The following is a 22,957-nucleotide window of genomic DNA, read 5'->3' as shown; positions in this document are numbered from 1 at the left end:
GGCATTTTGACTGAACGACTGCTTAGATATTTCCGTGATAAACAGCAAGACGTCCAATCAGAAAAAACATATGACACTCAATGCCCGTTTTGCAGCATGCAGTGCAAAATGCAGCTCGTGGAACAAACCATCGTCACGCGCAAAAAGTACACTGCGATCGGGATTGATAATCCTACAACACAGGGTCGGCTATGCATGAAGGGCATGAACGCCCACCAGCATGCCCTGAACTCCTCCCGCATCACCCGGCCGCTGCTGAAGAAAAACGGCGAGTTTATGCCTGTTTCCTGGGAAGAAGCACTGAATTACATTAAAGACCAAGTGACAATGATCCAAGTAGAACACGGCCATGACGCTATGGCGGTATACGGAAGCGCCTCGATTACAAATGAAGAGGCGTATTTGTTAGGGAAATTCGCACGGGTGGGCTTACAGACAAAATACATCGACTACAACGGGAGGCTTTGTATGTCCGCCGCAGCAACCGCAGCCAACCAAACATTCGGCGCGGACAGAGGCTTAACGAATCCCTTATCAGACATTCCCCACACCCGTGTGATCATTCTGGCCGGCACCAATATCGCGGAGTGCCAGCCTACGATTATGCCATATTTTGAAAAAGCGAAAGAAAACGGAGCTTACATCATTGCCATTGATCCGCGTGAAACAGCGACAACAAAAATCGCCGATCTTCATTTGAAAATCAAACCCGGCACAGACGCCGCTCTTGCCAACGGTCTCGTCAAAATCATCATCGACGAACAGCTTATAAACGAGGATTTCATTCAATCACGAACAAATGGATTCGAAGAGCTGAAGCAGTATACTGACTCGTTGGACCTGAATGACATCGCCGAACAGACGAGTGTCCCCCTGGTGGATATAAGAAAAGCGGCTGTAAAGTTTGCCAAGGAAACGTCCGGCATGCTGTTTACAGCCCGCGGGATTGAACAGCAAACCGATGGAACAGCGGCTGTGAAAGGCTTCTTAAACATGGTGCTGATCACAGGAAAAATCGGCAAGCCTTACTCAGGTTACGGGGCGATCACCGGACAAGGCAACGGGCAAGGTGCAAGAGAGCATGGCCAAAAAGCCGATCAGCTTCCGGGCTATCGATCTATTGAAAACGAACAACACCGGGCACATGTTGCGAAAGTGTGGGGAATCCATCAGGATGATCTGCCGCGAAAAGGTGTCTCAGCCTATGAAATGATGGAAAAAATCAACGACGGCGACATCAAAGGATTGTTCCTCATGTGCTCCAATCCTGCTGTCTCCAGCCCAAATGCGAATCTCGTGAAAAAGGCTTTAAGGAAACTGACATTCTTTGTTGCAATCGATTTGTTTATTTCTGAGACTGCGAAATACGCAGATGTGATTTTACCTGCCTCCTCTTACTTAGAAGATGAAGGCACCATGACAAATGTAGAAGGACGCGTGACATTAAGAGAAGCAAGCCGGCCATGCCCCGGCGAAGCAAAGCATGATTGGCAGATCATTTGTGATCTCGCATCCGCTCTCGGCAAGGGCCGCTACTTTTCTTATACGTCAGCGGAGGATATTTTTAATGAATTGAGAGAAGCGAGCCGAGGCGGGATTGCCGATTATTCAGGCATCTCATACGGCAGGCTCAGACGTGAAGGCGGCATTCATTGGCCGTGTCCGGAATCTGATCATCCCGGAACTGGGCGCTTGTTTACAGAATCATTTGCTCATCCGGATCAAAAAGCGGCATTAAGTGTGATTCCAAACGAACCACCTGTTCCAAAAGAGAAGCCGACAGCCGATTATCCGCTTTATTTAACGACAGGCAGAGTCATGTCTCACTACTTAACAGGCGTCCAAACAAGAAAAAGCGCCGCCCTTGCCGCGAGACATTTTGAATCGTTTATGGAAATCCATCCGCAAACAGCAGCGACCTACAATATCGAGGACCGTGTACTGGTAAAAATAGAATCGCCGCGGGGAAGCATCACCGTCCGCAGCAAATTATCAGAACAAATCAGAAAAGATACTGTTTTTGTTCCCATCCATTGGGCAGACGCTCAAAATGTGAATGATTTAATCGGGGAAGCCTTAGATCCAGCCTGTAAAATGCCCGGTTTTAAGGTATGCGCCGTCCGAATCAGACCTATTTAAATTTTTCATAAAATTTTTAGAACTTTTCGTATATTTTGTTACATTTTATAACATGTATCTTAAATATTCCTTTTTGCTGTGCTACGCTGGAAAAAACATTGATAAGGAGCGGATCATCTGATGGGAAAAAAACAGCTAGTTCTTGTTGGTAATGGAATGGCCGGGGTAAGGGCCATTGAAGAGATACTGAGTGTTGCTAAAGACGAGTTTCAGATCACAATTTTCGGTGCCGAACCGCATCCCAATTACAACCGAATCCTTTTGTCAAAAGTGCTTCAAGGCGATACAGATATTAAAGATATTACGTTAAACGATTGGGACTGGTACGAAGAAAACAACATTCAATTGTATACAAATGAAACAGTCATCAAAGTGGACACGGAAAACAAAACAGTCATCACAGATGCAGACAGAATCCAGCCTTACGATGAATTGATCCTGGCGACAGGCTCGGTCCCTTTTATCCTTCCGATTCCGGGCGCAGACAAAAAAGGCGTCACAGCTTTCCGGGACATAAAAGATACAGACACAATGCTCGCCGCGTCAAAACAATATAAAAAAGCTGCCGTCATCGGCGGAGGACTTCTTGGTTTGGAAGCAGCTCGCGGACTGCTGAATCTTGGCATGGATGTGTCCGTCATCCACCTTGCCCCATTCCTGATGGAGCGCCAGCTTGATGCAACGGCAGGACGCCTGCTGCAAAACGAGTTAGAAAAACAAGGTATGACCTTTTTACTTGAAAAGCAAACAGAAGAAATTGTCGGTGATGACCGTGTCGAAGGCCTTCGCTTCAAAGATGGCACAAGCATTGAAGCCGATTTAGTCGTCATGGCTGTCGGCATCCGTCCGAATACAACACTCGGCGCCGAGAGCGGCATTCCGGTTAACCGCGGCATCATCGTCAACGATTATATGCAGACTGAAATCCCGCACATTTACGCGGTCGGCGAATGTGCCGAGCACCGAGGTATCGCCTACGGGCTTGTGGCACCGCTCTATGAACAGGCTAAAGTGCTGGCGAAGCATATTTGCGGCATCGAAACAAAACCGTATGAGGGCTCCGTTCTCTCCACACAGTTAAAGGTATCAGGCGTCGAGGTTTTCTCTGCCGGTGACTTTAACGAATCAGAAGAGAAAAAAGCGATTAAAGTCTTCGATGAGCAGGACGGCATCTATAAAAAAATCGTCCTGAGAGGCAATCAAATAGTCGGTGCTGTTTTATTCGGCGACAGCAGCGAAGGCAACCGCCTGTTTTCTATGATTCAAAAAGAAGCCGATATCTCTGAAACCTCAAAAATATCAATCTTACAGCCTCTCGACCAACAAGCAGGCACAAGCATAACCGCAGCGATGAGCGACGATGAAATCATCTGCGGCTGTAACGGCGTGTCAAAAGGTGCGATTATTCAAGCCATACAGGAAAAGGGCTGCTCGTCAACGGACGAGATCAAAGCATGCACCGGCGCATCCCGCTCATGCGGAGGCTGTAAGCCACTCGTAGAAGAAATCCTCCAGCATACGCTCGGATCAGACTTTGATGCGTCAGCGCAAAAAGAATCCATTTGCGGCTGCACCACATTGTCGAGAGATGAAGTCGTAGAAGAAATCAAAGCCAAAGGGCTGTCACATACAAGAGAAGTCATGAATGTGCTCGGCTGGAAAACGCCAGAAGGCTGTTCCAAATGCCGGCCCGCTCTGAACTACTACTTAGGCATGATCAATCCAACCAAATACGAGGATGACCGGACATCCCGCTTTGTTAATGAACGAATGCACGCCAATATTCAAAAAGACGGAACATACTCAGTCGTTCCTCGGATGTACGGCGGCGTGACCAACTCCACAGATTTGCGCAAGATCGCCGATGTCGTTGACAAATATGAGATCCCGCTCGTGAAAATGACAGGCGGCCAGCGAATTGATCTTATCGGCGTGAAAAAAGAAGACCTTCCGAAGGTATGGGAAGATCTTGATATGCCGTCGGGCTACGCGTACGGAAAAACACTCCGCACAGTGAAAACTTGTGTAGGCGAGCAATTCTGCCGCTTCGGCACACAAGACTCCATGGCACTGGGCATTGCGCTTGAGAAAAAATTCGAAGGGCTGAACACGCCGCACAAAGTCAAAATGGCCGTGTCTGCCTGCCCGCGAAACTGTGCGGAATCCGGCATTAAGGACCTTGGCGTTGTCGGCATCGACGGAGGCTGGGAGCTTTATGTCGGTGGAAACGGCGGAACCCACTTGCGTGCCGGCGATTTGCTGATGAAGGTGAAAACAAATGAAGAAGTCTTAGAATACGCAGGCGCTTACCTGCAATATTACAGGGAAACCGCAAACTATCTGGAGCGTACGTCCGCATGGCTTGAGCGCGTCGGTTTATCCCATGTCCAATCCGTGTTAAACGATCCGGAAAAGCGGCAGGAGCTGAACGACCGAATGAATGAAACACTCTCTGTCCACAAGGATCCGTGGAAAGACTTTTTAGAGGATAAACAAACCTCGAAAGAATTATTTGAAAATGTCGTGACCACATCATAATGACAAAAACAATCATTGAGGAGGAATGGGCATGGTAAACAAAGACGTAACAAAAGTATGTATCGGAAAAATTGAAGAATTGCCTGAACAATTAGGCAAAACAGTGTATATTGAAGATAAGGAGCTCGCGGTTTTCAAGCTTTCAGACGGAAGCATCCGCGCCATCGAAAACCGCTGTCCGCATAAGGGCGGCGTCCTGGCAGAAGGCATCGTCAGCGGTCAATATGTTTTCTGCCCGATGCACGACTGGAAAATTTCCTTAGAAGACGGAATCGTCCAAGAACCTGACCACGGATGCGTCAAAACATATGAAACGCTGATCGAAGGAGAACATGTTTATCTCGTATATTGATCAAAAGACCGGATCACTTTTCTAGTGGTCCTTCATTTTTTACAGTGACGGAAGGATGACATGATCATGAAGAACGGAATCGTATATTTCGTGGGAGCCGGACCCGGCGACCCAGGCCTGCTCACCATCAAAGGAAAACAGGCGCTCGAGGAAGCAGATGTGATTTTATATGACCGGCTCGCCAACCCGAAGCTGCTCGAATTTGCATCACCGGACTGCCAGTTTATTTATTGCGGAAAACTGCCAAACCGCCATTTTATGAAACAAAAAGAAATTAACGCCCTGCTGGTTGAAAAAGCATTAAATGGGTTAACCGTCGTTCGCTTGAAGGGCGGAGATCCGAGCGTATTCGGCAGAGTCGGCGAGGAAGCAGATGCTCTTCATGAGCACGGCATTCGCTATGAAATGGTGCCGGGAATCACCTCTGGAATTGCAGCGCCGCTATATGCGGGCATCCCCGTCACGCATCGGGATTTCGCATCGTCTTTTGCCATGATTACAGCGCATGATAAATCATTAAAAGGCACGCCGAACCTTGACTGGGAAGGGCTGGCCCGAAGCGTTCAAACCCTTGTTTTTTACATGGGTGTCAAGAACTTGTCTTATATTTGCCAGCAGCTTATTTCATACGGGAAATCGCCTTCTGTCCCTGTCATTGTCATCCAATGGGGAACGTGGGGCCGCCAGCGGAGTGTGAAAGGAACACTTGAGAACATTCAGCAAAAAGTGCAGGAACACCAGATTACAAACCCTGCGATTATCGTCATCGGAGACATCGTCAACTTTCAAACACACAGCTGGTTTGAAAGCAAACCGCTCATCGGACGGCATTTGATGGTTGTGACTCATGGCGAAGATGAAGACCCGCTTGCAGACAAGCTGCGCGATTCCGGCGCCGATCTCATCGAGTGGCCGAAATGGCGGACCGAAAACATGCCTGTCAATGAAGACATTCTTCGAAAGATTGGCACCTTTGAAGACGTTTTTTTCACATCGCGCCGGGCAGTTTGTGAATTTTTCAGAGCACTGGCTTCTCAGAAAATCGACATCCGCCAGCTGACAGCCAAACTGAGTACAGCATCTGAACAAGCAAAGACGGAGCTTGAAAAACGGGGGTTTCTTGTCACCGCCATTCAGCCTGATTCAGAGAAATGTCTTGTTGTCGGGAGCCGCCATGCAGTGGAATTCATGCAAAAGCATGAATCCTGTTCGTTTTATATCACTCATGAAAACGTCATAGATGACCGGTTCACCCACATGATTCAGCGTACCATCAGTGAATCCCCTCTGCACATGGTCATTTGCCCGAACAAGCTGTCCGTTCAGCAATTGATCAATGGTGGCGAACAAATTGGCATTTCGCCGGAATTGTCAGCAAGCAGGCCTCCTATCGTCTGTATAGGCGATGACTCAGCTGCCGGGGCTTATGGATTCACAGCCGTACAAGAACAGGATGAATTGCTAGCTTTCATTCAGAATCAACAGACGCAAAAAAAGCTCCTTCACAGCTGATGGCTGGCAGCCCTTTCCCCCAAGGGCTGTTTTATTTATGTACCAATTTTTTGTGATGGGTTGAATACATCGCCATATTCTCGGCCTTAGGATCCAAATAAGCCTTAGCGCTGTTGACTGCTGTCGGGCCTTCGGTAAAACCGCCGGCAATTAATCTCAGCTTGCTTTCATAAAAAGCCGCGTCGCCCGCCACAAACACGCCCGGAAGATTCGTTCGCATATGTCTGTCAGCTTTCACCCTGCCTTCTTCAATCTCCAGTCCCCACTCCTTCATCGGCCCGAGATCAATTTTGAACCCATGATTAATGATCAGCTCATCAATTTCTATGTCTTCCCTCTGGCCAGTCTCCGTATGGCAAATCGTCACTTTTTGGATGCGCTCCTCATTGCCGCTCAGCTGCTCCAGACGATAAGGCGTAAGCACCCGCACCGATGATTGCTTCATTTTCGTCACGCTGCTTTCCATTCCGCCGAATTCCTCACGCCGATGAACGACAGTCACAGACGCCGCAATCGGTTCAAGCTCATTAGCCCAATCGACCGCAGTATCTCCGCCGCCTGATATCACCACGCGCTTATCTTTAAACGCATCGAGCTTCTCCACTCCGTAATGAAGATTTTTGCCCGCATATCGGGCCGCATCCTCGCTGTCAAACTCATTGACCTCAAGTGTACCCATGCCGCAAGCCAAAATCACAGTTCTTGTATAGTGCTTTTCGCCTTCAGAACCCGTCAGAACAATGGTGCCGTCATCCAGGCGTTCAAACCCGGTCACACGCTGATTCAATACGATATCAGGATCAAACGTTGCCGCCTGCTCCTTCAGCTGCTCGATCAGCTGCTTTCCCGCAATCCCCGGTATGCCGCCGATATCGCGAATGATTTTCTCAGGAAAGAATAAAGACACCTTCCCTCCGAGCTTCGGCAAAAATTCGATTACCTTTGTTTTCAGCTCCCGCATCCCGCAGTAAAAAGCAGTAAACAGCCCAATCGGCCCCCCGCCTATAATCGTAACGTCATATACCTCTTGATTCTCAGCCATCCGTCCTGCCTCCCGTTCACATCTATATCAAAGTTTTAATTGAGAATGAATATCAATACAAAGTATATCATATTTCACGAGCCTGTGTTTATTCATTTCTTCACCTTGTGATCAATTGCTGAAAACCCTATAATAGGCAAAAAACAAATGGGAGTAACAGATGAAAAGACGAGTCGAAACGATCACCTTCGAAGGACATACACTAGAATATTCAGTGGCTGGAAAGGGTGCCCCCATCCTTGTCATGCATGGCGGGCATTCAAATTGTTACGAGGAATTCGGATACACAGCGTTGATTGAGCAAGGGTATTCCATCATTACGCCTTCAAGGCCCGGCTATGGACGAACGTCAAAAGAAATTGGAAAAAGTCTTGCCAACGCCTGCCGTTTCTATGTGAAATTATTAGATCATTTACAAATCGACAGTGTCCATGTGATCGCCATCTCAGCAGGAGGGCCGAGCGGCATATGCTTTGCCTCACATTATCCGGAAAGAGTAAATACATTGACCCTGCAATCCGCGGTCACCAAAGAGTGGCTCACCCCAAAAGACACTGAATATAAATTGGGGAGAATTCTCTTCCGCCCGCCGGTGGAAAAGTGGATATGGAAGCTGATTTCTTCCTTGAATAACGCTTTCCCGCGTTTGATGTTTCGAGCTATGAGCCCCCAATTCAGCACGCTTCCGTTTCAGCGAATCAAGTTCTTGATGAATGAAAAAGACATAGAAGCATTTCGGAAAATGAACAGCCGGCAGCGCTCGGGTGAAGGATTTCTGATTGACTTGTCACAAACCGCCGCTGTCTCTTTAAAAGACCTGCAAGCCATCATATGTCCCGTGCTGATTATGCAAAGTGTTTATGATGGATTGGTTGACTTGTCACATGCACATCATGCAAAAGAGCACATTCGTGGCGCTGTTCTCTGTTTGCTTCACTCATGGGGACACCTGATTTGGCTCGGAAAAGAAGCTGCAGAAACAGACAGTATCCTACTCGGTTTTTTGGAATCCTAACCAAAGTGAAACGATCCTTTCCCCTCCTCCGTCAAACAAGCAGTGCCTTTTTTTCTGGTATCATAAGAAAGGCAGCTTAACATGAGCGGAGGTTTTATTGTGACAGCACAATCATCTTTTCTTCAGCTGAATTCTATTTTTATCAGCATTTTAATAGAAGCCATTCCGTTTATTCTGATTGGCGTCATACTTTCCGGAATCATTCAAATGTTTGTTTCTGAAGAAATGATTGCAAGAATCATGCCGAAAAACCGTTTTCTCGCCGTTTTATTCGGTGCGCTGGCCGGCGTTTTATTTCCCGCCTGCGAATGCGGCATCATCCCGATTACGAGGCGGCTTCTGTTAAAGGGAGTTCCTCTGCATGCGGGCGTTGCTTTCATGCTGACCGCGCCTATCATTAATCCTATCGTTTTATTTTCTACTTATATTGCGTTCGGGAATAGATGGAGCGTGGTCTTTTACAGAGGCGGACTGGCTCTCGCCGTTTCGCTGATCATCGGGGTCATTTTATCCTATCAATTTAAAGATAACCAGCTTTTAAAGCCTGATGAACCCGGGCACCACCATCATCATCACGGCACCTTGCTCCAAAAACTGGGCGGGACCTTGCGGCATGCCATTGATGAATTTTTCTCCGTGGGGAAATATTTAATCCTCGGCGCCTTTATCGCAGCCGCTATGCAGACGTATGTCAAAACATCCACTCTGCTTGCGATCGGGCAGAATGATGTATCCTCTTCCCTCGTGATGATGGGTCTGGCGTTTGTCCTGTCGCTTTGTTCAGAAGTTGATGCGTTCATCGCGTCTTCCTTCAGCAGCACATTTTCATTAGGATCGTTAATCGCCTTTCTCGTCTTTGGCGCAATGGTGGATATTAAGAATCTATTGATGATGCTTGCGGCCTTCAAAAAACGATTTGTTTTCCTGCTGATTACATACATTGTCGTGATTGTTTTAGCGGGATCACTACTGGTAAAGGGGTGATTGGATGTTTCGTTTATTGGTGCTGATGGGATTTACGTTTTTCTTTTATCATCTGCATGCCTCAGGAAATCTAACAAAATATATCAATATGAAATATGCCTATCTATCCTTTATTGCGATCTTCCTGCTGGCCATTTTGACAGCCGTTCAAGCGTACCTATTTATCAAGTCGCCTGAAAAAAGAAGGCATCATCATGATCATGATTGCGGGTGCGGCCATGATCACGAGCATGACCATGAACAAAACAAGCCATTTTACCAGCGTTATTTGATATATGTTGTTTTTCTTTTTCCTTTGGTGTCAGGCATCTTCTTCCCAATTGCAACGCTTGACTCATCCATAGTCAAAACAAAAGGGTTCTCGTTTAAGGCGATGGAGAGCGGAGATCACTACTCCCAAACACAGTATTTGCGGCCTGATGCCAGCCTTTATTACGCGCAAGACAGCTATGACAAACAAATGAAACAGCTGTTTAATAAGTATTCCAGCAAAAAAGAGATTTCTCTGACCGATGACGATTTCCTAAAAGGAATGGAAACCATCTATAACTATCCGGGTGAATTTCTCGGACGGACGATAGAATTCCATGGATTTGCTTACAAAGGAAACGCAATTAACAAAAATCAGTTGTTCGTATTAAGGTTTGGCATCATTCACTGTATCGCTGATTCCGGCGTGTACGGGATGCTTGTGGAATTTCCGAAGGACATGGACATTAAGGATGATGAATGGATTCACATTAAGGGCACTCTGGCCTCAGAGTATTACCAGCCATTCAAGTCAACTCTCCCTGTCGTCAAAGTAACTGACTGGAATCCCATTAAAAAACCTGATGATCCGTATGTTTACAGAGGATTTTAAGTGAAGACGAAACCAGTACAAGTACTGGTTTCTTTTTTATTTCTTTTTCATCAGCATCAAATCGAGATAGAGCTGGCACCGCGTTCTGAAATCGCTTAAATCGATCGACGTCATCTCAGTAATCTGTTTGATGCGGTAATTCAATGTATTTTGGTGAATAAAGAGCTGTTCTGCCGCTGGTTTTGTTTTGCAGTTGTTGAGGAGATAGATTTCCAAGGTTTTGAGCAGCTCAGTGCTGCTTTCTTCGTCTTTCGCTTTTAATAAAGCTAAATCTTTATTCTCGTATTCTAAAAATTCATTTTTCTGTTCGATGCTTTCTAAATAGCGGTAAATGCCGAGTTTGGCATATTCATATGGAATGTTTTCCTGATTGCCGGTGATTTCTGCGGCTTTGATGACTTCAAGTGCTTCTGTGTAGCTCTTGCCAAGTTTTAATAGGTGATTATATTCGTTTCCGATACCGATATAAATAGGGGTAGGTATTTTTTGAAAGTGAAAATGTGTTAACAGCTTGTTAATAAACTCAGAAGCTGCTGAGGAGACGGAGCTTTTTTGGGAAAAACTCGCTACGACGATGACAATATTTGATTCGATCGTTAAGACATGACTGACCTTATCCCGTAAATTCAGGTACGACCTGATATTTTCCTTTAAATCCTCTACCGCTTCCCCATCCCCATTTGCGGCGTGCAGGATAACAACTGAAAACATGGAAGGCAGCACGGTGTTGATCCTTTCAGCTTCCCGTCTGAGTTCCTTCTCAGAGGTAAATTGCTGATAGATCGCCCGTTTGATGAGATCCTCTGCTTTTTCTTCCTTTTCCTGTTTCAATTTATTCGTTTTATAAATGATTTTCCCGACATGGAAGGAGGTCTCGTACAAAAAGTCGAGCTCTTCATCCGTCAGATTTTGGTCCAGCTCCTGAATCCAGATGTAGCCCATGACTTCCCCTTTGTGCTTTGCACTCACGACCACCCTCTGGTTTAACCCAATGCTTTCAATTTTATTGACGCGAAAAGGCTCAGGCTCTGTTTTCAATTTTTCAATAATTCCGTCCTTCAGAAACCTCTCAAAAATCTGGACCGGACACTTTTTCGAAAAAATAGTCTGCTGGTTGGCAGAATCAAAATGGTTAATATAGTAAGAATTATAGGCTAACAAAAAGAAATCCGCGCTTTCCAGTATCACTGGCTTTTGCAGCTCATAGCTAATAAAATCAATCAGTTTATCAACATCTGAAAATGAAAAAACTCTCTCTAAAAGCTCTTCCATACCTTTTTCTCCTATACTTTTTTTACTTTAATCATATCCATACGGGGTCTTTTTGTATAGAAAAAAATACGTTTGTTTCCAAAAGAAAAAAATGGCCGCTTAAAAGGAGAAAAGAGGAAAAAGGGACAGCCCCTTCCTCCTCCTTTCGATCTTTATTGTGACATTGTATCTTGGTAGTCGTTGAACTGGTCTGTGACAGCTTGTGACGGAGCCTGCGTCAATATGCTGACAAAAAACACAGATAATAGACTCGCAGCAAAACCAGGTATCATTTCATACAGAAAGTCCGAAAGACCGGCATTCGCCCAAATGATTACAGTCGCTGCTCCCACAATCATGCCGGCGAGTGCCCCCCATTTGGTCATTCGTTTCCAAAACAGACTGAGCAGTACAACCGGCCCGAATGATGCACCGAAGCCCGCCCACGCGTAGCTGACCAATCCAAGGATAGTGTTATTTTTCTCCCAAGCCAGAACCAACGCGACAATTGAAACAGCCAGAACAGCCAGACGGCCTAAAAACACCAGCTCTTTATCTGAAGCTGAGCGTCTGAACATCGACTTATACAAATCTTCTACCAGAGAGCTTGATGTCACAAGCAGCTGAGAAGAAATGGTACTCATAATCGCAGCCAAAATCGCTGAAATCAGAAAACCCGTGATAATCGGATGAAACAAGATATTCCCTAATTGAATAAAAATCGTCTCTGGGTCCTTCAGTGTCATGCCGCGCTGATGGTAATAAGCGATTCCGCCCAAACCGGTCAGCACTGCGCCTACTGCAGACAAAATCATCCAGCCCATCCCGATTCTGCGCGCTCTTTTGATCTCTTTGACAGACGTGATCGCCATAAAACGCACAATAATATGCGGCTGGCCAAAGTATCCCAGCCCCCAGGCAAACAAAGAAATAATGCCAAGGACGCTCGTTCCTTTGAAAATATTAAACATATCAGGATCTACAGAGCGGATTTCAGCAACTGTATCACCTGCTCCTCCCGTGTGGAAAAACGTAACGATCGGCACAAGAATGAGTGCGGCAAACATAATGATCCCCTGAACAAAATCTGTCCAGCTGACTGCCAAAAAGCCGCCAAACAGGGTATATGCCACAACAACACCCGTCACAATCCACAGGCCGGTGTGATAATCCATCCCCAAGATGCTGTTGAATAAGACGCCGCCGGACACCATTCCGGACGATACATAAAACGTGAAAAAGACTAAAATGACAATTCCTGAAAACAGTCTGAGAAGCTTTGTTTGATCTCCGAAGCGATTTTCCAGGAATCCGGGAATTGTAATGGAATTCCCCGCTTTTTCAGTATAGGTTCTCAGCCGCGGTGCGACGTAAAGCCAGTTCGCCCACGCTCCAAGGCAAAGTCCGATGACGATCCAAGCGCCGCTCAGACCAGTAGAAAACATGGCGCCCGGAAGCCCCATTAGCAGCCAGCCGCTCATATCGGCAGCGCCGGCACTGAGAGCGGTTACTGCCGGACCCAAAGAGCGTCCTCCCAGCATATAATCCGTCAGATTCGACGTACGCTTGTAAGCAAAGTAGCCGATTAGCAGCATTCCCGCCATATAAATACAAATCGAAATAATCAGCTGTGTGTTTTCTATGGCACTTCCTCCTCTTTTTTATAGTATATGGATGAAATGGACACCCCCGCAGGGAGGATGCCCATTTAGTCCCGCTTAGAACATTTCACTGATTGTTTTTGCTTGCATATGCAGAGCCAAGTAATCCGGCCCGCCTGCTTTTGAATCCGTTCCCGACATTTTGAAGCCGCCAAACGGATGGTAGCCGACGATAGCACCTGTACAGTTGCGGTTGAAGTATAGGTTTCCGACATGGAATTCCTGTTTCGCACGCTCGATGTGCTTGCGGTTGTTTGTGATAACCGCGCCTGTCAAACCATATTCAGTATTGTTTGCCACTTCTAAAGCTTCATCAAAGTCTGACACTTTACAAAATGCAACGACAGGTCCGAAAATTTCTTCCTGCATGAGTCTTGCTTTCGGATCAAGGTCAGCGAAGATCGTCGGTTTGATGAAGTATCCTTTCGAATCATCACCAGTACCGCCGCTTACTAAACGCCCTTCCTGTTTTCCGATCTCAATATAGCTCATAATTTTATCATAAGAACCTTGGTCAATGACAGGTCCCATATAAACATCTGCACTGTCAGGTTTAGCTGTTACTTTTGATTCCGTAATTTCAATGACACGCTCTAATACTTGATCATACACTTTTTCATGAACTACTGCACGTGAACCTGCAGAGCATTTTTGTCCCGCAAAGCCGAATGCTGAAGTAAAGATCGATTGAGCCGCTAATTCAATGTCCGCATCCTCATCGACAACAACCGTATCTTTACCGCCCATTTCAGCGATGACACGCTTTAAGTGCTGCTGGCCTGGCTGAACCTTCGCCGCGCGTTCGAAAATTCTCGTACCAACTTCTCTTGATCCCGTAAATGTGATAAGGCTTGTTTTCGGATGGTCAACAAGATAGTCGCCTACTTCCGCTCCGCTTCCCGGAACAAAGTTGACTACGCCTTTTGGCAATCCGGACTCTTCAAGCACCTCAACAAATTTTGCTGCAATAACAGGTGTAGCACTCGCAGGTTTCAGAACCACTGTGTTTCCAGTAACGATCGGCGCCACTGTTGTGCCTGCCATGATCGCAAACAAGAAGTTCCAAGGCGGGATAACGACTGTCACTCCAGTCGGCGTATATACATATTGGTTTTTCTCGCCTTCACGGCTGTTGACCGGTTTTCCTTTTGCCAGTTCGATCATTTGTCGTGCATAATACTCCATGAAGTCAATCGCTTCAGCCGTATCGGCATCCGCCTCGTTCCAAGGCTTTCCTGCTTCTTTCACAAGCAAAGCTGAGAATTCATGTTTTCTTCTGCGGACTTTGGCAGCAGCGCGGAACAGGACAGCCGCTCTCTCTTCTGGAGACGTGTATCTCCACTCTTCAAATGCTTTTGCAGCCGCTTGAATCGCTTGCTCAGCGTGCTCTTGAGAAGCTTTTGACACTCGGCCGACGACTTCTTCTTTATCAGCCGGGTTGATTGAAACGATTTTCGCTTCCGTTTCCACTCTCTCGCCGTTAATGACAAGCGGATAGTCTTTTCCTAAATATTCGCTTACTGTCGCAAGCGCTTTTTTAAACGCTTCCACGTTGTTTTGATCTTGGAAATTTGTGAATGGCTCGTGTTTGTAAGGTGTTGTCATGATAATCTCTCCTTTTTTACTTCTTTGTCATTCCTTTGAAAGCAAATGCAATGTTTGACGGACGTTCTGCAAGGCGTCTCATAAAGTAGCCGTACCAATCCTCGCCGTATGGCAGGTAGACTCTCATGTTATAACCTTCTTTTACGAGGCTGAGCTGGGTTTGCGACCGCATGCCGTACAGCATCTGAAATTCAAACTTGTCATTGGCAATGCCATGTTCCTTGGCAAGCTGCTTTGTAAAGTCGATCATTTTGTCGTCATGTGTGGCAATCGCTGTATAGTGACCGTTTAAGAGCTGCTTTCGGATGATTTTTTTGTAATTTTCATCGACATCGCTTTTCTCCGGGAAAGCTACTTTTTCTGATTCTTTATAAGCTCCTTTTACAAGGCGAAGGAACGGGTTTAAAGAATCCAAATCGTCAATGTCTTTTTCCGTCCGGTACAGATAGGCTTGCAGCACTGTGCTCACATGCTCGTATTTCTTTCTGAAATCTTTGAAAATATCAAGCGTTTTCTGGCATCTGACTTCGTCCTCCATGTCAATGGTGACCATGATTTTATGTTTCTCGGCCGTCTGAAGGATTTTTGTCATATTTTCATACACCAAATCCATATCTATATCCAAACCTAAAGACGTCATTTTTAAAGAAACGTGTGAGTTCAGCTCCTGATCCGCGATGGTCGCAATGGTTTGAATGCACTCTTCCGTACGCTCCCGTGCGACCTCGGCGCTGTTCACAAACTCGCCTAAATGATCGACAGTAACTGACAGGCCTTGGCTGTTAAGCTGTCGAATGGTCGGGATTGAACTGTTAAAGTCATTCCCGCCGATAATTTTACCCGCTGCTACCCGGCTTCCCCAGTTCCTCGCCATTTTATTGAGAAAGCCGCTTTTGGATAAAAATAAGAAAAAATCTCTTGTGATCACTTCCAACCTCAACACCCCGCAATCTAAGAAGTATTTGTATGAGTTTATTGTAAATGGACAAAACCGACGTTCACAATATTCTCAAAATACAAAGATTCTGATTATTTTTGTGGGTTTGCCACAATCAGATAGTTAGAAAGTCGGGGGGATTCTGTCGAATAAAGGAGAAAAGGAAGCGACAAAAAACATCAGCTTCCTCCATCCTTCCACACTTCTTCAACCGTATTCAAAAGCAAACGGTTCAACTCAGGTGTTATATCTTTTTTCTCTGCCTTCAGTTCTTTTGCCGCTTCCATGATTCTTTCGATTTCCGTTTCAATGAATTGGTGAATAACATCGATTCTTGCTTCGAGGTCAAGCTCTTCCCCTCTTCTTTTCCGTTCAAGCAAGGTTTCCATTTCAGCCTTCAGCTCGGGTTCAGCAACAAGTTCATTCATCAAAACAGTAAAGTCCATTGGCGGAATGGTTCCGTGCTTTTCAATCCATTGACAAGCCAAAATAGGCCGAAGAACGTAGAAGTACTTTTTAATTTTGACCTCTTGTCCTTGTAGATAATCCTTGACGTTCCTTCTCGCCATATTGATATAGTGATACACGCTTGCTTCAGGCTTAAATGCCTCCGTGCGCAGTTTTCTTAACTGCTCTGCGGTCGTAAATGCTTCATAATACACAATGTCTGAGGACAGCCATTCAAGGAGCGGAGGGTTTGACTTTTTGAAAAGCCGAAGCGTTTTTCTCAGCTCCCAGCCGCTGATATCCAGCAAATCGTGAATCGGTTCCTCAATGACATCACGCTCCTGCTCAATTGAAAAATACCACTCCTTTTTCGGCACATAAATAAAGCGGACGTCGTAATCACTATCCTGCGAGGGAAATCCCCATGCGCGGCTTCCTGACTCGACGGCATACACGATTTTAACTCCGTATGACTGCTCGATCCGTTTTAATTCATCAATGATTCTTTGTTTCATATCTATTCGTCTCCAGTCTGTTCTCATTCCGGCAGTTTGCAGAAAAAAACCGCCTGATGATATGCGCGGCGGCTTTTCACATTTTATCAGCCTTTAAGATGCTGCTTAAAAAAAGCAAGTTTTTCCGTTTGAAAAGCAGGGATATACTCATGTCCGAAGTAGCGGTACACCTTCAGCTCTTTCTCTGTTTCCAAATGATTGTAGGCGGCAAACACGGTGGACGGCGGCGTGACCTTGTCAATCAGGCCGATTGACATCAGGACAGGCACCTTCACTCGGTCAGCGAGATTCATAATATCGAAATATGAAAGTGTCTTCATCGCCTGCACTTCTGTTTCCGGGCTGCCATTTCTTCTGAAGAAGGAATTGATTTCAAGGTACGGCTGTTCAAGCGCCACATCAATGGCCCGTTCGAAGTTGCTTAAATAAGGATAATCGGCAACCGCGGCTTTTGGAATGTCTGACAGCGCTGCTGCGGCAATGGTTAAACCTCCGCCTTGGCTTCCTCCTGTCACACCGATCCTTGTTTCATCAACCTCGTCGAAGCTGCTGATGACCTCAAGCGCGCGGACGGCGTCCAAATAAACACCGCGGTAATAGTATGTATCTTTATCAAGAATTCCTTTCGTCATCCAGCCCAAAGCGTGGCCGTGCGGTGAAATACTCGTATCCTCGCTGCTCTGCTGGCCGCGGACAAGCATGCCGAATGCGGCGTAGCCATGGAGTGCCCAGTTTACCATTTCATGAATCTCACCATCATAGCTTGCATTGTAGCCATGATATTTCACGATCGCCGGATGCGGGCCTTCCTTGTCAGGCACCGCGTACCATCCGGTAATGCGGGCGTTTCCGAAGCTTTTATATGTGAGACGGTACACTTTTACTCCGTCAGCAGGATAGTCAACCGGCTGTAAATCAGGTTCTGCTTGGACTTTTGCAAGTTCCTCCAAAGACAATTTCCAAAACTCAGAAAAATCTTTCGGTGCTGTTTTTTCAGGCTTATATGTTTGCAATTGGTCGAGCGGCAGATCGAATAGTTGCATTTCCGATTATTCCCCTTTGTTTTATAAGATATAGTTTGTATTCCTATACTACCACGTTTCGGCTTTGTTTTCTAAATATTTTCATCATTGTTTCCCAGACAGCCTTCATCAAACGTTTGTTTAAGACTTTCCCGGCTTAGTTCCATAAAGGCCCGGGCGGTCAGACTGACATAGCGGTTCTTTAAAAAGACGAAGACGAGGGTTCGTGATGGCGCGGATTGAATCGATAAATAGATCACACCCGGATCTTTATCCCTTCTGACCATATTCGGCGCCATTGTCACACCTAATCCGTTAGCCACAAGAGATTGGGCGGTTTCAATATGGCTTGTCTTAAAGGCGGCATTCGGCTTAAAGCCGCTTTCCGCACAGAGATCGAGAACTGTCCTGCGAAAGCCGAAGCCTTCTTTTAACAGAATAAATGGCACGTTCCTTACCATGTCAAGCGGCACACACGGCTGGTGTCCCTCATCTTCTTCCAGCGCTTTCTCAATCAGCGCGACCATTTCCGGCGGCATCCACCTTTGTTTTTCCTTCGGCACTGCGAGAACAATCGGTTCCGTGAGCAAGGGTGTAATGGAGAGCCGTTCATCCTCGATCGGCAAGGATAAAACAGAAAGGTCAACTTCTCCCTTTGCCGTCATCTCCTCTAATGAAACCGGATCTTTTTCAACAAGCTGAACCTCCACATGAGGATAGCGCGCCAAAAACTGCTTCAGCAGCGGAGGAAAGAGATATCTCCCTGTTACAGCAGGAATCCCGATGGATAATTTATGACCGATTCCCTGTGATCGCTCCTGCATTTCCCGAAGCAAATCATCTCTGGAACGAATGATGTCCTCGGCTTTTTCAATGAAACGCCTGCCGTGGGGTGTCAGTGTAACAGAGCCATGAGATCTGTGAAAAAGGGTAAGCCCCAGCTCAGCCTCAAGCTTTTTGATTTGCTGGCTGAGAGACGGCTGTGCGATATGAAGATGTTCCGCCGCCTTTGTAAAGCTTTGGCGCCGGGCAATTTCCGCTGCATATTCCATCACTTTAATATCCATTTCAGCCTCCATAGGTTGAACCTATCGTTTTCATCATTTTTATATCTTGGACGAATCATAACAGAAATTGCTAACATAATCCATATCATCATTTACGAAAAGAAGGAGCTGGTTCAAATGACAAATGAAACACCGTTTTCTAAAAACGCCGAGATGTATCGGGATGAAAAGGTATTTGCCGAGGGGGAAGATTTGGGGTTGATGATCAAAACAGCGGAATGCCGGGCAGAGCATCGGGTGCTGGATATCGGAGCGGGCGCCGGCCATACGGCCCTGGCATTTTCTCCTTATGTACAGGAGTGCATCGGTGTTGATGCGACGAAAGAGATGGTTGAGGTTGCGTCCTCCTTCGCGCAAGAAAAAGGAGCTGAAAACGTACGCTTTCAGCAAGGAACGGCAGAGTCACTCCCCTTCCCCGACGATTCATTTGACATCATCACCTGCCGATACGCAGCCCACCATTTTTCAGATGTCCGCAAAGCTGTCAGAGAGGTTGCACGCGTACTAAAACAGGACGGACGTTTTCTCTTAGTTGATCATTACGCGCCTGAAGATCCCGTTCTTGATGAGTTTGTCAATCATTTGAACCGGCTTCGAGACCCTTCCCATGTTCGTGAAAGCTCATTATCAGAATGGCAGGCGATGTTCAGCGCCAATCAACTGGCCTATCAAGACATCCAAAAGTGGAATTTGCCGATTCAATACGATAGCTGGATCAAACGAGGCGGAACCCCCGCTGACCGAGAAAAACAAATCATTACCCACTTGAATCACGCATCAGACGAAGCACGCGACACGTTCTGTATTACATTGAACCAAAACGGACAGCCCATCTCCTTTTGTTTAAAAGCGATTTTGATACAAGGGATAAAACGATAAAAAAAGCCGTGCGCTGCGCACGGCTTTTTACATCGGCTGATAAAGATCCCAGCCAATTTTTAATGTCTCAACAATGTAATCGGCAACCTCTTCCGGGGAAAGGTTGTCTGTTGCCACTTTTGAATTGTGCTTGTCATAAATGACTTTTCTTTCGTTAAACAGCTGTTCCATTTCATCCATTGAACGGTTATGCAGTACAGGGCGGCTTTCGATCAATAAATCCGCGCGCTGCTTCCAGTTCTCCCATGACAGGTCCAGATGAAGCACGAGACAGTTTTCCAGACAGCAATTCCTGATTTCTTCTTGTTTAAAAGATCCCCCGCCCAGAGATACGATTTTGAATCGTTTATGATGGCAGATGTCTAAAATATATTCCTTCTCCGTTTTCCGGAAAAAGTCTTCTCCCTTTTTCTCAAATATCTCAGGAATTGACATATTGAAATCCTTTTCGATCTGCTGGTCAATATCAATAAAATCTCTATATAATTTTTTAGCGACCAATTGGCCGATTGTTGTTTTTCCTACACCCATGAATCCGATCAGGACGATATTTCTTTCTCTTACTGGGATGGCTCGTTTAGCGTTCATCTTCGGCGAAATCCTCCTAAGGAATGAAATTTTATATTCATTATATGCTTATTTAGCGAATATTTATATAGATACCGGCTTTACCGGTCAAGCTTATAGCGCTTTGTTGTTTAGCCATTTTTGCCTGAATGACATTCATTGTACAACATTTCCCCAGGTATTTTAATACTTCGACGCAAAAAAGCATTAAAACCTTCCGCCTTTATTGTTTTTCCAGCTGACTCTTCGATGGAAGGGTCTTTTTCTGTATGATAAATAGGAAGGGAGAAATGGCGATGATCATTTGGATAAACGGGGCATTCGGTTCCGGAAAAACACAAACAGCCTTCGAACTGCACAGAAGGCTGAACCCATCTTACGTGTATGATCCCGAGAAATTGGGTTTTGCGCTGCGCTCCATGGTGCCGCAGGAGATCGCAAAGGACGATTTTCAAAGCTATCCTTTATGGCGGGCGTTCAATTACAGTTTGCTAGCTTCTCTGACAGATACATACCGCGGCATCATTATTGTGCCTATGACGATTGTACATCCTGAATACTTCAATGAGATCATCGGCAGGCTCAGACAGGAAGGCAGGATCGTTCACCACTTTACACTAATGGCTTCAAAGGAAACCTTGTTAAAAAGGCTGCGCACCAGAGCAGAAGGAAAAAACTCATGGGCCGCCAAACAAATTGACCGCTGCGTTGAAGGTTTATCATCACCCATTTTTGAGGACCACATTCAAACAGACAACCTGTCGATTCAGGATGTGGCAGAGAACATTGCCGCGAGAGCCGAACTCCCATTAGATCCTGATACGAGAGGCAGCCTCCGAAGGTTCACCGACAGATTAATGGTAAAGCTGAATCATATCCGCATCAAATAAAGCTCCTGTACACGACAAAAGCCCGCTCCGAGAGCGGGCTTTCTTCAACTTATTTCCACCAGTCATCAAACATAGACGCCGGAACCTGGCGTTTATGTTCAGTCATGCTGTAGCGTTTTTCCAGCGCTTCTGATACTTTCGCTGATACTTCTTTTCCTTCGAGATAATCGTCAATCTCGTCGTAGGAAATGCCAAGCTCTGTTTCATCCGACTGCTGCGGTTTTTCGTCGAGCAGATCGGCAGTCGGCTCTTTTAAGTATAAGCGTTCCGGTGCACCCAGCTCTTTCAGCAGGGTTCTTCCCTGGCGCTTCGTCAAGCCTGTCAGCGGCAGGAGGTCTGCTCCGCCGTCACCGTACTTCGTAAAGAAACCAGTCACTGCTTCAGCAGCATGGTCTGTTCCTAACACAAGAAGGCCTTCCTGGCCGCCGATCGCGTATTGCGCGATCATTCTTGTTCTTGCTTTTACGTTTCCTTTATTAAAGTCAGTCAGCTGATCGCCTGTTTCCTGCTGATACTGATCAGAAAAAGCGCTGACTGTTGATTTAATATCAAACTTCCATGATTTATCCGGCTTAATAAACTTCAAAGCAAGCTGGGCATCGTCTTCATCCTGCTGTGTGCCATGCGGAAGACGGACCGCGATAAATTGAGCGTCTCCGCCCTCCTCGCGAATGCTCTCCACCGCAATCTGAGCGAGTCTTCCCGCAAGTGTTGAATCCTGGCCGCCGCTGATTCCCAATACAAAGCCTTTAGCACCAGTTTTCTTTACATATTGTTTTAAAAAATTGACTCGGTCCTCAATTTCTTGCTTTGGATCAATTGAGGGCTTCACATGTAACTCACGCATAATCTTTTCCTGCATGCTCATCCCAATCATTCCTCCTGTACATTTTCCCTTGTTACTGATCATTTCCCCAAATCAATGAAAATGAATCATGACTGTTATGTATCCCTATTAAATATAGCACAGGTCTTCATTCACAGTGAACATGAGAGATCAGCTGACTTCAACCCGTATGGATGTCACACTGTCGCCATTGCATTTCCCTTTTTCAATCGGGCAGGAAGAAAACGCGACAATTAAATCCATCTCCGCCCTGAGCCTTACATAATCTCCGGCATTCGAAAGCGGCGTTTCCACAGACAGATTCCCTTTCTCATCAAGGACAGTATTCATAAAAATCGCAAATGGGTAATGCATGTGAGGCTTCGGTACGCCAAACTGCTCAAGCGCACGGTTCATATTGTCATAGCACGTATCCTGAAACTCATCCTTTTGCTTCCCATATAAGAGCCTGTTCATATCAGGACGGCAGGCGGGCAGCAGCAGATCATGCTTGCCGACCGTATCTTCAATCAGGGTTAACATCGGCTTATACAGGTTGGAGTAGAGATGGTCGTTGACCTTCACATGAATGGAGTGATTGGCGTCTATCGTCGCTCCCTGATCAAGGTGTTCATAAAAATCCTTGGCATGGTATGCGACAAAATCAGCCACCTGCTGCCCTTCTACATCAACCACCTTTAAAATCTGCCCCTTTTTCAGCTTCAGCCCTAGCCCTTTTTTCGGCTCCACAATATATTGCTGTGTCATTGGTTTGCTCCTTTTTTCATTAGTATGAGCGTCCGCTTCCTTCTCCATGTAAAAAGAGGCAAAAATCCGATGTATATA

The 22,957-nt window shown here is 46.1% G+C and carries 20 protein-coding genes; 9 read left to right on the top strand and 11 right to left on the bottom strand.

The annotated features are described in order from the left end of the window. Positions 1-6 precede the first annotated feature (6 nt). The 4 genes from nasC to cobA all read left to right on the top strand — a co-directional run bounded on the left by nasC (position 7) and on the right by cobA (position 6,541). Positions 7-2,139, top strand: coding sequence for an assimilatory nitrate reductase catalytic subunit NasC (gene nasC, locus MHH82_RS38645; protein WP_064672022.1), 2,133 nt, complete (start codon positions 7-9; stop codon positions 2,137-2,139). A gap of 120 nt (positions 2,140-2,259) precedes the next feature. Then, positions 2,260-4,677 (top strand): NADPH-nitrite reductase, encoded by a 2,418-nt coding sequence (gene nasD, locus MHH82_RS38640; protein ID WP_049140227.1) that lies wholly within the window; start codon positions 2,260-2,262, stop codon positions 4,675-4,677. Positions 4,678-4,708: 31 nt separating this feature from the next. Then, positions 4,709-5,029, top strand: coding sequence for a nitrite reductase small subunit NirD (gene nirD, locus MHH82_RS38635; protein ID WP_003246252.1), 321 nt, complete (start codon positions 4,709-4,711; stop codon positions 5,027-5,029). Between the two features lie 60 nt (positions 5,030-5,089). Next, positions 5,090-6,541 carry a uroporphyrinogen-III C-methyltransferase gene (cobA, locus tag MHH82_RS38630; protein ID WP_072175233.1) on the top strand — a complete coding sequence of 484 codons (1,452 nt, stop codon included), beginning with the start codon at positions 5,090-5,092 and terminating at the stop codon, positions 6,539-6,541. 31 nt (positions 6,542-6,572) lie between these two features. Here the strand turns inward: cobA and ffoR are convergent, their stop codons facing one another. Next, the gene (ffoR, locus tag MHH82_RS38625; RefSeq protein WP_015715217.1) at positions 6,573-7,583 is read right to left on the bottom strand and encodes a ferredoxin--NADP(+) reductase; all 1,011 of its coding nucleotides are present in this window, start codon (positions 7,581-7,583) and stop codon (positions 6,573-6,575) included. Positions 7,584-7,743: 160 nt separating this feature from the next. Here ffoR and MHH82_RS38620 point away from each other — a divergent pair, with 160 nt between their 5' ends. The 3 genes from MHH82_RS38620 to MHH82_RS38610 all read left to right on the top strand — a co-directional run bounded on the left by MHH82_RS38620 (position 7,744) and on the right by MHH82_RS38610 (position 10,444). Continuing rightward, a complete protein-coding gene (locus MHH82_RS38620) occupies positions 7,744-8,598 on the top strand; it encodes an alpha/beta fold hydrolase (RefSeq protein WP_072175234.1) in 855 nt (284 codons plus the stop codon). A 99-nt stretch (positions 8,599-8,697) separates the two neighbouring features. After that, positions 8,698-9,582 carry a permease gene (locus MHH82_RS38615; RefSeq protein WP_072175269.1) on the top strand — a complete coding sequence of 295 codons (885 nt, stop codon included), beginning with the start codon at positions 8,698-8,700 and terminating at the stop codon, positions 9,580-9,582. A gap of 4 nt (positions 9,583-9,586) precedes the next feature. Next, positions 9,587-10,444: a TIGR03943 family putative permease subunit gene (locus MHH82_RS38610; RefSeq protein ID WP_041850672.1), complete on the top strand. Its 858-nt coding sequence runs from the start codon at positions 9,587-9,589 to the stop codon at positions 10,442-10,444. A gap of 36 nt (positions 10,445-10,480) precedes the next feature. On the opposite strand, the gene putR is transcribed toward MHH82_RS38610, so the two are convergent. The 7 genes from putR to MHH82_RS38575 form a co-directional block, all read right to left on the bottom strand. Further along, positions 10,481-11,716: a proline utilization transcriptional regulator PutR gene (gene putR / locus MHH82_RS38605; protein WP_003234651.1), complete on the bottom strand. Its 1,236-nt coding sequence runs from the start codon at positions 11,714-11,716 to the stop codon at positions 10,481-10,483. A 152-nt stretch (positions 11,717-11,868) separates the two neighbouring features. Beyond that, complete coding sequence (gene putP / locus MHH82_RS38600; protein ID WP_072175235.1) at positions 11,869-13,323, bottom strand: sodium/proline symporter PutP; 1,455 nt, start codon at positions 13,321-13,323, stop codon at positions 11,869-11,871. A 90-nt stretch (positions 13,324-13,413) separates the two neighbouring features. Continuing rightward, on the bottom strand, positions 13,414-14,961 hold the full coding sequence (pruA, locus tag MHH82_RS38595; protein WP_003234655.1) for an L-glutamate gamma-semialdehyde dehydrogenase: 1,548 nt from the start codon (positions 14,959-14,961) through the stop codon (positions 13,414-13,416). Between the two features lie 16 nt (positions 14,962-14,977). Then, positions 14,978-15,889: a proline dehydrogenase PutB gene (putB, locus tag MHH82_RS38590; protein ID WP_003246421.1), complete on the bottom strand. Its 912-nt coding sequence runs from the start codon at positions 15,887-15,889 to the stop codon at positions 14,978-14,980. 188 nt (positions 15,890-16,077) lie between these two features. Continuing rightward, complete coding sequence (locus tag MHH82_RS38585) at positions 16,078-16,860, bottom strand: nucleotidyltransferase domain-containing protein (protein ID WP_072175236.1); 783 nt, start codon at positions 16,858-16,860, stop codon at positions 16,078-16,080. 86 nt (positions 16,861-16,946) lie between these two features. Beyond that, positions 16,947-17,903, bottom strand: coding sequence for a cephalosporin C deacetylase (cah, locus tag MHH82_RS38580; RefSeq protein WP_015715213.1), 957 nt, complete (start codon positions 17,901-17,903; stop codon positions 16,947-16,949). A gap of 71 nt (positions 17,904-17,974) precedes the next feature. Then, a complete protein-coding gene (locus tag MHH82_RS38575) occupies positions 17,975-18,949 on the bottom strand; it encodes a LysR family transcriptional regulator (protein WP_072175237.1) in 975 nt (324 codons plus the stop codon). A gap of 117 nt (positions 18,950-19,066) precedes the next feature. Here MHH82_RS38575 and MHH82_RS38570 point away from each other — a divergent pair, with 117 nt between their 5' ends. Then, entirely contained in the window at positions 19,067-19,828 is a 762-nt protein-coding gene (locus tag MHH82_RS38570; protein ID WP_021481844.1) for a class I SAM-dependent methyltransferase, read from the top strand. Between the two features lie 27 nt (positions 19,829-19,855). Here the strand turns inward: MHH82_RS38570 and MHH82_RS38565 are convergent, their stop codons facing one another. Continuing rightward, entirely contained in the window at positions 19,856-20,416 is a 561-nt protein-coding gene (locus MHH82_RS38565; protein ID WP_003246473.1) for a shikimate kinase, read from the bottom strand. A 275-nt stretch (positions 20,417-20,691) separates the two neighbouring features. Between MHH82_RS38565 and tmrB the strand changes: the two genes are divergently transcribed. Continuing rightward, on the top strand, positions 20,692-21,285 hold the full coding sequence (gene tmrB, locus MHH82_RS38560) for a tunicamycin resistance ATP-binding TmrB (protein ID WP_038828516.1): 594 nt from the start codon (positions 20,692-20,694) through the stop codon (positions 21,283-21,285). Positions 21,286-21,334: 49 nt separating this feature from the next. On the opposite strand, the gene nadE is transcribed toward tmrB, so the two are convergent. Together nadE and MHH82_RS38550 are read right to left on the bottom strand one after the other, a co-directional pair. Further along, positions 21,335-22,153 carry an ammonia-dependent NAD(+) synthetase gene (gene nadE, locus MHH82_RS38555; RefSeq protein ID WP_049140243.1) on the bottom strand — a complete coding sequence of 273 codons (819 nt, stop codon included), beginning with the start codon at positions 22,151-22,153 and terminating at the stop codon, positions 21,335-21,337. Between the two features lie 129 nt (positions 22,154-22,282). Then, positions 22,283-22,879: a DUF1989 domain-containing protein gene (locus MHH82_RS38550; protein WP_003246345.1), complete on the bottom strand. Its 597-nt coding sequence runs from the start codon at positions 22,877-22,879 to the stop codon at positions 22,283-22,285. Positions 22,880-22,957: the final 78 nt, after the last annotated feature.

The organism is Bacillus sp. FSL K6-6540, from assembly GCF_038007545.1.
This window is presented reverse-complemented; position numbering and strand designations above follow the sequence as displayed.